The 12,340-nt window shown below is 65.5% G+C and carries 16 protein-coding genes; 2 read left to right on the forward strand and 14 right to left on the reverse strand.

The window, feature by feature from the left end; genetic code table 11:
• Positions 1-515: 515 nt before the first annotated feature.
• From MFF56_RS21670 to MFF56_RS21720, 11 genes are all read right to left on the reverse strand, one after another.
• The gene (locus MFF56_RS21670) at positions 516-698 is read right to left on the reverse strand and encodes an SRPBCC family protein (RefSeq protein WP_017484328.1); all 183 of its coding nucleotides are present in this window, start codon (positions 696-698) and stop codon (positions 516-518) included.
• 167 nt (positions 699-865) lie between these two features.
• Complete coding sequence (locus MFF56_RS21675; RefSeq protein WP_003597852.1) at positions 866-1,327, reverse strand: DsrE family protein; 462 nt, start codon at positions 1,325-1,327, stop codon at positions 866-868.
• Positions 1,328-1,389: 62 nt separating this feature from the next.
• On the reverse strand, positions 1,390-2,340 hold the full coding sequence (locus MFF56_RS21680) for an MBL fold metallo-hydrolase (RefSeq protein ID WP_012455892.1): 951 nt from the start codon (positions 2,338-2,340) through the stop codon (positions 1,390-1,392).
• Positions 2,337-3,014: a c-type cytochrome gene (locus MFF56_RS21685; protein ID WP_012455891.1), complete on the reverse strand. Its 678-nt coding sequence runs from the start codon at positions 3,012-3,014 to the stop codon at positions 2,337-2,339. Before MFF56_RS21685 ends, MFF56_RS21680 begins: the two co-directional genes overlap by 4 nt.
• Positions 2,998-4,290 carry a sulfite dehydrogenase gene (gene soxC / locus MFF56_RS21690; protein WP_003597857.1) on the reverse strand — a complete coding sequence of 431 codons (1,293 nt, stop codon included), beginning with the start codon at positions 4,288-4,290 and terminating at the stop codon, positions 2,998-3,000. The genes MFF56_RS21685 and soxC overlap by 17 nt, the downstream gene beginning before the upstream one ends.
• 53 nt (positions 4,291-4,343) lie before the next feature.
• Positions 4,344-6,023: a thiosulfohydrolase SoxB gene (soxB, locus tag MFF56_RS21695; protein WP_003597858.1), complete on the reverse strand. Its 1,680-nt coding sequence runs from the start codon at positions 6,021-6,023 to the stop codon at positions 4,344-4,346.
• A gap of 15 nt (positions 6,024-6,038) precedes the next feature.
• Positions 6,039-6,905 (reverse strand): sulfur oxidation c-type cytochrome SoxA, encoded by an 867-nt coding sequence (soxA, locus tag MFF56_RS21700; RefSeq protein WP_003597860.1) that lies wholly within the window; start codon positions 6,903-6,905, stop codon positions 6,039-6,041.
• Positions 6,906-6,963: 58 nt separating this feature from the next.
• A complete protein-coding gene (gene soxZ, locus MFF56_RS21705; RefSeq protein ID WP_003597861.1) occupies positions 6,964-7,293 on the reverse strand; it encodes a thiosulfate oxidation carrier complex protein SoxZ in 330 nt (109 codons plus the stop codon).
• 39 nt (positions 7,294-7,332) lie between these two features.
• Positions 7,333-7,803, reverse strand: a complete 471-nt coding sequence (gene soxY / locus MFF56_RS21710) for a thiosulfate oxidation carrier protein SoxY (RefSeq protein ID WP_003597863.1) — start codon at positions 7,801-7,803, stop codon at positions 7,333-7,335.
• Between the two features lie 27 nt (positions 7,804-7,830).
• Entirely contained in the window at positions 7,831-8,307 is a 477-nt protein-coding gene (soxX, locus tag MFF56_RS21715) for a sulfur oxidation c-type cytochrome SoxX (RefSeq protein ID WP_003597865.1), read from the reverse strand.
• A 167-nt stretch (positions 8,308-8,474) separates the two neighbouring features.
• The gene (locus MFF56_RS21720; RefSeq protein ID WP_003597867.1) at positions 8,475-9,050 is read right to left on the reverse strand and encodes a thioredoxin family protein; all 576 of its coding nucleotides are present in this window, start codon (positions 9,048-9,050) and stop codon (positions 8,475-8,477) included.
• 311 nt (positions 9,051-9,361) lie between these two features.
• Here MFF56_RS21720 and MFF56_RS21725 point away from each other — a divergent pair, with 311 nt between their 5' ends.
• A complete protein-coding gene (locus MFF56_RS21725) occupies positions 9,362-9,649 on the forward strand; it encodes a thioredoxin domain-containing protein (RefSeq protein ID WP_012455890.1) in 288 nt (95 codons plus the stop codon).
• 33 nt (positions 9,650-9,682) lie between these two features.
• Entirely contained in the window at positions 9,683-10,039 is a 357-nt protein-coding gene (locus tag MFF56_RS21730; protein WP_026105494.1) for an ArsR/SmtB family transcription factor, read from the forward strand.
• Between the two features lie 13 nt (positions 10,040-10,052).
• Here the strand turns inward: MFF56_RS21730 and MFF56_RS21735 are convergent, their stop codons facing one another.
• From MFF56_RS21735 to MFF56_RS21745, 3 genes are all read right to left on the reverse strand, one after another.
• Positions 10,053-11,096: a YeeE/YedE family protein gene (locus tag MFF56_RS21735; protein ID WP_012455889.1), complete on the reverse strand. Its 1,044-nt coding sequence runs from the start codon at positions 11,094-11,096 to the stop codon at positions 10,053-10,055.
• Between the two features lie 33 nt (positions 11,097-11,129).
• Positions 11,130-11,852, reverse strand: coding sequence for a sigma-70 family RNA polymerase sigma factor (locus MFF56_RS21740; protein WP_012455888.1), 723 nt, complete (start codon positions 11,850-11,852; stop codon positions 11,130-11,132).
• Between the two features lie 94 nt (positions 11,853-11,946).
• Positions 11,947-12,333, reverse strand: coding sequence for a rhodanese-like domain-containing protein (locus tag MFF56_RS21745; RefSeq protein WP_003597873.1), 387 nt, complete (start codon positions 12,331-12,333; stop codon positions 11,947-11,949).
• Positions 12,334-12,340: the final 7 nt, after the last annotated feature.

The following is a 12,340-nucleotide window of genomic DNA, read 5'->3' on the forward strand; positions in this document are numbered from 1 at the left end:
CCGTCCCTTCGATGTCGCCCTGGAAGATAGGAGGTCAGAGGAACGGTTCGGCGCGAAGCAACACCATGTGATCGCCCAGTCAGGTCGCTGCGGGGCGTAGCAGTACGTTGGCGACGCCCTGGGTGTGATCCGCGTCTTACTCGACGGTGACGGATTTTGATCTAGGCCGATCCCGCTCCAAGTGCGAAAGAGCGGCCCCAAAATCTCTGCGCCTGCCGACGTGATTACTGGGACTTGTCGGCGATGACCCTCGGGCCCGCCTCCTAGACTTCAGCAATTGTCTCCTTGGCTTTAGCATCAAAGGCCCCCTTGGGCTTGACGTTTCCGGCCCAGGATACCTTCGATCCGCTCCCGTCCTTCTACACTATGAGCATGGACTTATAGCTCTACACAGGCAGCGGGCGGGAGATTATCGTGCATGTGTAGTCTATCTTCTTGTCGCCGCGGAACTGTTCTTCCTCCATGATGGTGTCACTGCCCTTCATCGACAATGTTCACTCCTGCCTGCCGCCTTTCTAAGACAGCACCCACTTCTCGATGACGAGGTGCCAGTTGCCGATGCCGCAAAACCCGCCAACCATCTTCCAGACCGCTTCGGGCGATGCAGGCACCATCACGCTCTTCGTCACTTCAATCGCAAGGGCAGGCGTGACGACGACCATGGCCAGCGCCACGGCGGGGACGGCGATTCCGAGCATTCATCGGTTCCTGTAAAACCTTGAGCGCGTCGTGTGCGCCGAGGAACCAGCTACTGCGCGACCGAAGGCGGACTACGCCAAACGCGGATGTGTGAACGGTGCACTCGATGTACCCCTGAGGCAGTCTCGCGACCAACCAATGGCTAGCCTTCGGCGACCCGGCGCGATCAAACGCGGAGATAGCTCCAACCTGCCTCCTGAAGTGCCACGAGACGGACTGCACCAGCCGAAACGATGCCGACGTGTGGCAGTAATTCCAGAGGGTGCCCCTCTGCCTTCTCCATGGCTTTGATGGTGTTGCCGCAGGCCGAGAGTACGATTCCCGGCACGCTCTCGGTGATGGAGTGGATCCTCGACGTCACGGGCGATGTGTCGGCCCGCAGCATGTGCAGACCCGGCCCATAGGCAACGATCTCGACCTCAAGCTCCTCGGCCTGATTGCTGTATTCGCGTGCGAGATTGACCGCGTTGTTGAGGGCGAGGTCGAACACGCCGTTCTCGCGAGAACTGACCTGCAGTGCGACCCGATGGGTCTTGGGGTCAGCCGATTGGGTCGCCGAGGCCCTGCTCGCCACGAGCCAAGCCATCAGCGCGGCCAGTCCGGACACGCCCCTACGCGACAGCATCATCGTGTCCACTCCGTTCGCGAACGGTCCTGTTCCGACAGGAATATTCCTGCGAAATCGTGTCGTCAGGTTTGTACGAAGCGATAACTCGCACCAACGCGCTCGACACGTCCGACGCCTGAGCTCGGGAGGTGAAAGCCGACAAGCGTCATCCGCTCATTCGCCAAGCGGTCCAGCAGGGTGAGGCGGGTACGCGCCGCGAGGTCACGGTCGAGATCGCTTCCGAAGGCCCAGGCGGGGCGGCGGAACGACACAACCGCGTGGCTCAAGGCATCCCCGCCGATCAGTACCTGCTCCCGACCGGCTTCGACAAGGACGGAGGCGTGACCGGGCGTATGCCCCGGCGTCGCGACGTAGGTGAGGCCGGGAGCGATGCTTTCGCCGGGCTTACGGCGCTCCACCTTCGCCTCAAGGCGTCGCAGGGTCCGTCGCGAGCCTACGGAGAGGCCCTTAAGCCAATCCGGTACGCGGGTCTCGACATCCTCGCGGGTCCAGAAATCCCATTCCGCGGCCGGCACGACGTAGCGGGCATTGGGAAACCGTTCGCTGTCGTCGAAATCATCGACCGCGCCCCAGAGATGATCGGGATGGGCGTGCGTGAACACCACCTGGGTGATCGCCTCACGTGAGATGTTCCGGCTCTCCAGCGTCTCGCCGAGCTTGCCGGCCGTGGGCTGGAACGAGTTGCCCGAGCCGGCATCGATCAGAATGACTTCCGAGCCGATCCGAACGAGGCTCGGGTTCGTCGGAATCGGGGTGGCCTCCGCGGGCTGACCCTCGGCCTTAAAGACGGCTTCAACTTCCGCGCGCGGCGTGTCGGGCAGCATGAAGGCGAGGGAGGAGGACAGCGTGCCGTCGCTCGCCGTCTCCACGGAGGCGGCGCCGACCCTGAGCGCCGCTGTCTGGTTCGCCGAAGCGCGGCGGACGGGCCACGCGCCCGCGAAGCCCGCTGCGAGGCCACCCAAGAACAACCGCCTGTCGCAGCGCGTTCCCGCGGAGTTGGGACGGCTCGTCATTGGACCGGCGGGGCCTTCTTCGCGGGTTCGGCAGCCTTGTCTGGCGTCACGTCGAGGATGCGAGCGCGGCTCGTGATGGACGCTTCCTTCGGCAGGCAGTTCGTCATGCAGGGCTTGGCCGTCCAGAACTCCTTCTCCGCCGTCTCGCGGTCGTCCATGAAGAAGTTTTTCTCGTTAGGCAGGCGGATGCTGGCGAGGTTCTTCTCGTTCAGCTCGAAGTCCTGATCCTTCAGAATGTCGTTGAGATAGAGGAGATAGGCGGTGACCGAGTATGTCTCGTCCGGCGTGAGGGTCTGTGCCGCGCCGAACGGCATTGCCCGGTGAATGAAATCGAAGACGGTCGAGGCGTAGGGCCAGTAGGACCCGATGGTCTTAACCGGACTGTCGGACTTCAACGTGCCGGACCCACCGGCGAGCTCCGGCCACCGTCCCGCGCCCTCGCCGAACTCGCCATGGCAGCTGGCGCAGCGCTCCTGGAAGACCGTCTCGCCGAGCGCCGCGGTTCCCTTGCCGACAGGAAGCCCCTGGCCGTCCGGCCGCACGTCAATGTCCCAGCCCTTGATCTCCTCCGGCGTCGCGACGCGGCCGATGTTCAGACGCTCCGCCGCCACCGGCGTGGCCGCGAGGAGGACGGTCGCAAGGGCGGCCGAAAGACGGTTACGCGACCTCGACATTCTCGATCTCCCCGCTGGGCAGCACGTGCCAGGTCTGGATGCCGTTGTTGTGGTAGATCGAGTTCAGGCCGCGGTGTTGGCGCAGGGCCGCCTTGGTCGGCTGGACGTAGCCGGTCTCGTCCATGGCGCGGGACTGGATCAGCAGCGGATCGCCGTTCCAGTCGAACTCATAATAGAAACGCGTCAGCGCCTTATCGAGGACCGGCCCGTCGAGCCGCGCGGCCCGCCAGTTGCGGCCGCCATCGAGCGAGACGTCCACGCCCTTGATCGCGCCCCGCCCCGACCACGCCAAGCCCGAAAGCACGGTGAAGCCCTTACCGTGGATGGGCGCCTGCGGACTCGGATTGGTGATGACGGACTTCGCGTCCATGGCCCAGGTGAAGCGCCGCGCCTGACCGTCCGGCATGAGTGCCGTGTACTTCGACGTCTCCTCGCGGGTGTGCCAGGGCTCGTCGCCGACCTTGATCCGGCGCAGCCACTTCACCCACATGTTGCCTTGCCATCCCGGCAGGACGAGGCGGAGCGGATAGCCGTGCTCGGGATAGAGCGCCTCTCCGTTCATGGCGTAGGCGACGATGGCGTCGTCGAACGCTTTCTCGATCGGCACGGAGCGGGTCATCGCCGCGGCGTCGGCGCCCTCCGGCAACAGCCACTTGGCGTTGGTCTTGAGACCGGCTTCTTCGAGCAAGCGCTTGAGCGGGACGCCCGTGTACATGACGCAGTGGATCATGCCGTGGGTGAACTGACAGCCGTTGAGCTGCGCGCCCTTCCACTCCATGCCGGAATTGGCCGCGCATTCGAGGAACGCGATCCGGTTGACGCGGGGGAAGCGCTTGATGTCCTCCAGCGTCAGCATCAGCGGCTTCTCGACGAGGCCGTGGATCATCAACCGATGCTCGGACGGATCGATCTCGGCGATGCCGCCATGGTGGCGCTCGAAGCCCAGGCCGTTCGGGGTGATGATTCCCTCCAGCTGGTGCAGCGGCGTGAAGCTGACCGAACTCTGGCGCGAGGCGGTCAGCCATTCGACGTCGCGGCGGATCACGTCCACCTCGAACTTCGACGGGCGGCCGTAGGGCCGGCTGACGACACCCTCACCGAGCGACTGCGACCATTCCGGTACGCTCGGCGGAAGGTTCTTCGCGTCCGGCGCGGCGGCTGCGCGGCCCGCAAAAGCCCCCGTGCCGACCGCTCCGCCGAGGGCGAGGCCGGTGCGCAGGAAGGATCTTCGAGAGGTTGGCCCGGACGGATCGGGGCGCGGCTTCGGTTCAGACATCGGCCTCTCCGAACTGTTTCAAGTATAGCAATGTGTGAATATATTGGAGACGACTAGGCGCCACGGACGGTGACCTGCGCGGGCGTCGGGTTCACCGTTCCCTTGGCCTTGATGTGCGAGGAGACGACGTCCCAGATCGGCGGGCCGTCGGTGCCCTCGTTGACGCTCGCCCATCCTGCCACGGTGTAGCTGGTGCCAGCCTCGATGGGTTTGCCGGTGCGCAGGAGGGTGAGGTCTGAGATGCGGCTGCCGGCCGGGCGAGCGACGTCGATGGCGTAGGACACGCCGCCCACCCGCACCATGTCGCCACCTTGCTGGTAGTACGGATCGGCGTTGAAGAGGTTGTCGGCCACGTCCTCCAGCACCTCCTTCAGCCGGGCGCCGGTCATCGGCATCCGATAAGCCGCCGGGTAGGTGATGGCGGTGGCGTTGTAGACGTCCTCGCGGGTTATCGACTGGCCGGGCAGGAGGGTCGTGCCCCAGCGGAAGCCGGGCGAGAGGGCAATCTCAGCCTCTCGCTCGGACAGGAGCGCATCGCAGATCATGTCGTCGAGCGTGCCGTTGAAGTTGCCCCGCCGGTAGAGCAGGGCCTCGGTCCGGCCGAGTTCCTCCTTCAGCATCGCCTCGTGGGGCGCACGGATCGACCGGATCTTGGCCGCCATCGTCTTCTCTGGGGCGATGATATCGGAGAAGATCGGGATGAGCTTCGAACGGTAGCCCTTCACGGCCCCGTCCCGCACGTCGAGGTCGACGCGGGTGAGGAACTTGCCGTGGCTGCCCGAGGCGATGAGTAGGGTGTTGCCGACCTTTACCGCCTGAGGCAGCGCGTCGTGCGTGTGTCCGGTGAGTACGACGTCGATTCCCTTCACCCGCGAGGCGAGCTTGCGGTCCACGTCGAAGCCGTTGTGGGAGAGCAGCACGACGAGGTCGGCGCCCTCCTTCCGGGCCTTGTCGACGCTCGCTTGCACGTCCTCCTCGCGGATGCCGAAGGACCAGCCGGGGATCATCCAGCGAGGGTTGGCGATGGGCGTGTAGGGAAAGGCCTGCCCGATCACCGCGACCTTCGCGCCGCCGCGCTCGAACATCTTCGTGGCCTCGAAGGCCGGCTCGTTCCATTCGGCGTCGCGAACGTTCTGGCCCAGGAACGGGCAGCCGAGCCCGTCCACGATCTCCTTAACCCGTTCGGTGCCGAGGGTGAACTCCCAGTGGCCCGTCATGGCGTCGGGCTTCAGCAGCGCCATGCAGTCGACCATGTCCTGGCCCTTGCTCACCATCGAGGTGTAGCTGTTCTGCCAAGTGTCGCCGCCGTCCAGGAACAGCACCTTGTCGCCTCGCTCGGCGCGGATCGCGTCGAGCACCGTGGCGATCCGGTCGAGGCCGCCCATCCGGCCATAGCTGCGGGCCAGCGCGACGTAGTCCTCCGGCGTGAGCGCATAGGCCAGCGGCGAGCCGCCGGGGATGCCGTAGAGGTCGAGGTAGGCGCGTCCGGTGACGTGGGGGACCTGACCGCGCGCCTCGCCCATCCCGAGGTTGGTCGAGGGCTCGCGGAACAGCACGGGCCGCAACTGCGCGTGGATGTCGGTGAGATGGACCAGGGTGACGTTGCCCATCGGCTCGAAGGCCAGGAGGTCGTCCTGGGTCAGGCGCTGCTGGGCGAAGGCGCGGGTCCAGCCCGTCGGCACCAGGGCCGCGGTGGCGGCGGCGATCTGCAGGAAGTCGCGGCGTGAGGTCATGGCAGGATCAGGCCCTCAGTTGCGCACGGCGGGCGTCTCGACCGGAAGGCCGAGGCCGCGCCACGCGACGTAGGTCTCCAGGGCGAGGAACTCGTCGGAGAGCGGCTTGAACGGCGTGGCCCGGACGTCCTGCATGCAACCTTCCATGCGCTCGTGGAGCGGCACCAGCCGCTGGTCGCGCAGGCGGTAGACGGGGAATCCGTTGCTCTGCCCCTGGCTGAGGAAGTCGGCCCGGAGATACTTGCCGTGGTTCTTCTCGTGGCAGCTCGCGCAAGCGAGATCGAGTTGGCCGTTCCGCTGGTAGTAGAGCGATTGTCCTCGCTCGAACCAGGGCGTCATGGGCCCGTCCACCTTCACGGCGACCGGCATCCCGCGGGACTGGTTACGGACGTAGGTGGTCATGGCCGTAAGTTCGGACGAGCCGAAGGCCCAGGGCTCGGCTTTCAGGGCGCCGCTGCGGCAGATGTTGATCCGCTGCTCCAGATTGACCGGCTTGCCGAGCTTCTCGTTCCACTTCGGATAGGCCGCCGCGACGCCCTTCATCGAGGTCGATGCCTCGTTGTGGCAGCTCGCACAGGACTTTCCCGCCGCGCCATCGACCTTCGACCAGAGTTCCTCTCCCTGCTCCACGGCGAGGAAGCCCGGATTGTTGAAGTCGTCGGCCTGCATGTCCTGCGTTTCCTTGGAGCGGAAATACAGGCCGGAGACAACTTCATCAAACGGGGAATTCGGGTTCTGGACCTTGAGGCCGTGCGCCTGCCAGGCCGGACGCTCGGACCCTTCCTTAGCGGCGGGCGCGGAGGGCATGTCCTGCGCATGGGGTGCGACGGCCAGCGCGACGAGCGCGAGCGCGGTGACGGCAAAGGGAATGGGGCGGACCATTGCGAGGGCTCCGGCGCGGCGGGGGAGGCGCTCCGGGGCAATCGGCCCCGGGCGCGCGTCAGGCGACCTTGATCTGCTCGGTGGCCTGGGTCTTCGACCCGTCGTCATCGATCCAAGTGAAGGTCAGCGTGCCGGTTTCCTCGGGTCTGATCTTGAACTGGAAGTAGGGGTTGGCGGAGACCGCGCTCTCTATGTCGGCGCTGAAGATCGTCTTGCCATTCAGGTCGCAGGTGAACTTATTCAGGATCTTGCGCGGGATCGTCTTCCCGTCCTTGTCCTTGCGCTGGCCGGATTCCATCGTGTGTGAGACGAGCGTCTTCACCTCGATGATGTCTCCCTTTGCGACATCCTTCTTGTCCAGTTTGATCCGCGGCTTCACGTCGGCCATGTGGTCCTCCCGTCCTCGTTCGATGCTGTTGCGTGTGGGTTAGCCGCCGCAGCCGCCGATGGTGACCTTCACCTGGCGGACGTCGCTGAAGACCGAGCCGTCGTTCATGCGGGCGACCGCGATGACGTTCTGCGTCTCGGCAAGACGGATGCGCGTGTTCGCCTCGGCGACGCTCGACGGCGTGAAGTGGAAGCTGATGACGCCGGGGTTCGGATTGCCCTCGGCAACGATCATCACCTCCTCGACATAGCTCTCCGGCGTCATCGGCACGTCGACGCTCACCGTCATCGGTACGGTGTTGCCGTTCTCGGCGATCTCGGGGAGTTCGAGCTTGACCTTGCCCCTCACGGGCTCCTTGCCGCGGGTGAAGGCCTTGATGGCCTCATCGGTCGCAGGCTTCGCGGCCAGGGCCGGTCCAGCGCGGAAGGCGAAGGCGGTTGCCACGACGGCTCCGGTGCCGAAGGCCAGGGCTTGGCGGCGGTTCAATGCGGGGATCTTGGCAGAGGTCATGGGAAGCGGCTCCTTCAGCCCGCGAGATCACTTCAGGGTCGTGAGGTAGGCGACGACGTCCTCGACCTGCTGCGCGGTCAGGATCGGCTTGCCCTGGAACTCGGGACGCACGCGATGAAGGCCCTCGATCCGGTAGAAGGCAGGCATCACGGTCGCCTCGGTGAAGACGTGCTTCGGGTTGACGACGATCATGCGCAGATGCGCCGCGTCCCACCGTTCGGCGACGCCGTCGAGGGAGGGTCCGATCTCGCCGTGAAAGGACTCGGTGCTCAGCGAAGAGACCTGATGGCAGCCGAGGCAGTTGCCCTGGCGGCGGTTCACCACGACCTTGGCGCCGGCCGCCGCATTCCCCGGCTTGTCGGTAAGCGGCTCGGGGATCGCGTCGCTGCCGTCGACGGCCACGACCTTGAACGGTGCAAGCCCGGTTGAAGCCGTCTCGGCTCCGGCGGCGGTCGCGAGGACGCAAAGTCCTGCGAGCGCAAAGGCTGTGATCGGCCTACGCATCTGGCGTTTCCTCGGTGCGCCGTCATTGCGGCGGGTGCGGTCGTTTCGAACCGCACGCACTGCCGATGGGCGAACCAATCGACATATGCGAATATTTGCAAGTTTGACGCTTATCGCTTTCGAGTCAAGCGTTAATCAGGAGGCCACCGATCATCGCGGCCGAACTGTTAGCCCCGCCGCGCCGCCTCCGGGGAGCGCAGGTAGTCCTGCAGGTTCGTACGCTCGTAGGCTCGCTCGGCCACGAAGGCGAAGGTTCGCCGGAACTCCTCAGGCGCGACATAACCCCGAAGGCGCAGGACCTCGCGCTGCTGAGGCGGCTTGTCCGCGAGCGTCGATTCTTCCGCCGGGAAAAACTGTATGCTCGGCGTGGAGTAGATCCCGTATTTCTCCGCGAAGCCCTTTTCGGAAAGGGTCTGCCCGTCAAAATCGGTGACTTCGCGCGAACCGATGAAGTTCAACTGCAGGATATCGAAACGCTCGCGGATATACGTGCTCGTCGCCCGATCCGCGAAGTTCACGAGGTGGATCTGCTTGCAGTAGGGACAGCCCTTCAACTCCCAAAGGACGGCAAGACGTTTGCCGTGGTCCCGGGCCGCCCTCAGATCGTCCGACAGGTCGAGGAAGCTTTCGAGGAACCAGGGCTCCCGGTAGAGACCGTCATCGCCCTGGATCGCCTGGGCCATGGCTTTGGAAGGCAGGCCAAGCGCGAGGGCACCCGCAAGGAACCGGCGCCGGGTCGACATGACGTCCCCTCCAAATATTCTTGTTCGTGCATGTGTAGTGCGAATTTCCCGCATCTGGCAATCCGTTGCCCCTGATACCCGCTGCTGCTGTGGCTTTGAGAGGAGGCGAGGTGAAGGGGCGATTGAGTCCGCTGTTCCGGGGCCAATCACAATCCCGGCGGCCACGTCGCTTCCACTCGAACACATTCGATTTTTGCTATATCAAAGTGATGGTCTTGAGCTTGGGAAGGTCGATGCGGGAAACGAGGCGGGCAGTCATGGCGGGGGCTTGGGGGGGCGCCCTATGGCCTTGCTCCGTCGAGGCCGCCGAAATGGTCAAATTCGAGCGGCGCGGCTGCCCGTGGTGCAAGGTGTGGGACAAGGAGATCGGGCCGATCTATCCGAAGACGGATATCGGGAAGCGGGCGCCGTTGCGCCGTGTCGATCTCGACGCAGGCATCCCTCCCGGACTCACGCTCAAGCGCCCGATCCTCTACACACCGACATTCGTCCTCATCGAAGGCGGCGCCGAGGTCGACCGGATCGAGGGCTATCCGGGCGAGGAGTTTTTCTGGGGGCGGGCCGAGCGGTTGCTGAAACAGCTACCGGCTTCCCCGTGACGGGTTTTAGACGGCAAGGAAAAGGGTGAGATGATGCCGTTGCAGCAAGCGCAGCCGGTGACGAGCGCCGAGGCCCCGGGCAGCCTCGACCTGGAACTGTTGCTGGCCAATGCACGTGATGCCAGCGAGCTGCTGAAGGCTCTCGGCCACGAGGCGCGCCTTGTTATCCTTTGCCTGTTGGTCGAGGGCGAGCGCTCAGTCTCGGAACTGGAGCAACTGCTGAACCTGCGCCAGCCCGCCGTGTCCCAGCAGTTGGCGCGGTTGCGGGCCGACGATCTCGTCGAGGCCCGCCGCGACGGCAAGAACATCTACTATGCGCTGGCCCGGCCCGAGGTTCGCGAAATCATCGCTGCCTTGCACCGCGCCTTCTGCAACGGACGTACGCCGTAACCTTTGAAGCCCCTCACGTATGTCGGTCTACGAGAAAGTAGAGACCCGCTCGGGCTCCGACGAGGATCGCGCCGAGGGCGAGCATCGAGCCGACCGACAGCGTCGAGAGACCGCTCAACCCCTGGCCGATGGTGCAGCCGAGGGCAGTGACGCCGCCCGTGCCCATTAGGAACGCGCCGAGAAGGTGGCGCTTCACCTCCCGGGCATCGTCGGGCGCTTCCCAATAGAATTCGCCCGCTTGGCGTGCCGACGCGAAAGATCCGACCAGGACGCCGAAGACCGAGGCCACGCCGAAATCGATCTTCGTGCCGCTCGCGAGCATGGCGTAGAGCAACGTATCGCCGACAGGTCGAGCGAAGCTGAAGGAGCCGACCGCCTGGGTCTCGAACTCGTCGAAGCCCGCGCTTCCGTTGGCCCACCATCCGGCGACGATCACACATCCGATCACGATAGCGCCGACCAGCAGCCGCTTCGTCTCCCGGAAGGCGCCGCTCGTGAGCGCCGCGATACAGAAGCCGACGCCTACCACGACGCTCACGACAATGCGGCCCGCCTGATCGAGCCGCAGGAGAGCGCCGAGGCGCTGGCTTCCGAGATCGACGCTTAACGGCTCAGTAATCGTCACGCGCATGAGCGCCGTCACGCCGCTGATTGCCATATAGGCTGAGAGGCCGAGCACAAGCAGGACGAGGAGGGCTCGTAGGTCTCCCCCGCCGAGCCGAATGAGAGCCCCAAAGCTACAGGTCCCTACGAGCGCCATCCCAAAGCCGAACATCGCCCCGCCGAGGATCATCGCGCCCCATTCCAAGCGCGGCCCCGTGTAGATCGACCGGGAGAGGTCGAGACCGGCAGCGGCTTCCAAAAGTTGGGTGCCGAGGATGGCGATGCCAATCGCCAGCAGCCAAGCACGCGCGCGGCGGGTGTCACGCGCGTAGACGGCATCCTCGATGGCGCCGAGCGTGCAGAAGCGACCCCGCCGTGCGACCGTGCCGAGCAGTGCTCCAAGGGCGAGGCCGAGCGCCGCCCGGAGAAGGTAAGCAGGCAGCGTGTCCAACATCAGCCTAGATTCGTTCACCCTTGAAAGGCCTTGTCAAACGGCCGTGTGAGAATCGTAGCGTCTCGTGACGCACAGCGACGGAACAGTCTGCGTCAGGCTGGCGACAAGTTGGCTCCGTGCGCGGCTCACCCGGCTCTTGACGGTCCCTACCTGGCAGCCGAGGCGGGCTGCCGCCTCTTCGTAGGTGAAGCCTTCGGCCCCCACGAGCAGCAGCGCCTGGCGTTGCGGGAGCGGCAGCGTCCCGATGAGGTTCATCACGGCCCCGAGCGCCACGACGTGGTCCTGGTCCGGTGCCGCCGTAAGCGTCGCGGCGTGCGCGCCCTCGGCGTCCTCGACCTCGCGCCTGGCCTTGCGCATCTCGGTGTAGAACTGGTTGCGCAGGATCGTGAAGCTCCAGGCCGTGAAGTTGGTGCCGGGCACGAACTTCTCCCGGTTGGCCCATGCCCGGACCATCATCTCCTGCACGAGGTCGTCGGCGCGGGCCGCATTCGCGCAGAGGGACATCGCGAACGTCCGAAGCATCGGCAGCGCCCGGAGGAGATCGTCGCGGAACGTGACCCCGAGACGCTCGCCGGATGCGACCAGCGACGCCTCGAACCGCTCGACGAGGAGCGAGAGCCTCTCCGGGATGGCCGCGTGCTCGGCAACCGAGAAGTAATCCCGCAACGGACCCGTAAGATGGGCAGCGATGCCCGCCTTGGAGCAATCGCCGCTGGGCAAAGCCGTTGGATCGGCGGCATGCGGGGTGTCGGTCACGGTCGGATGCCTTTTCGAGTGAGGGTAAGGTGCGACGACCGCACGATGCATTCGTTGTGATGCGGAACCCCGAGCTTGACCGCCCGAACGGTCCTCAGGCGGGGTCGACCGAGGCCCCCGCCTTGACCAGTGCCGGAAAGCCCCCGGCAACGTGGGCGACCGGTCCGAGGCCCATGTCGTTGAGCACCTTGGCGGCCAGGGCCGACCGGTTGCCGGAGGCGCAGTAGAGTACCAGGCGCCTACCGCCGCCGAGCTCGGCCTTGTGGGTCGGGCTCTCCGGGTCGGCCTGGAACTCCAGGAAGCCGCGGGGCACATGGACCGCGCCGGCGATCCTGCCGGTCTTGGCCAATTCCTCGCCTTCGCGCACGTCGACGAGCATCGTGTCGGGCTGGCCGAGGCGTGCGAGCGCCTCCTCGGCCGACAGGGTCTCAACCTCGCGGTTGGCTTCCGCCACCAAATCCTTCGCGCTTCTCATGGTCATGGCTTCC

Source organism: Methylobacterium hispanicum, from assembly GCF_022179285.1.
Lineage (GTDB): Bacteria > Pseudomonadota > Alphaproteobacteria > Rhizobiales > Beijerinckiaceae > Methylobacterium > Methylobacterium hispanicum.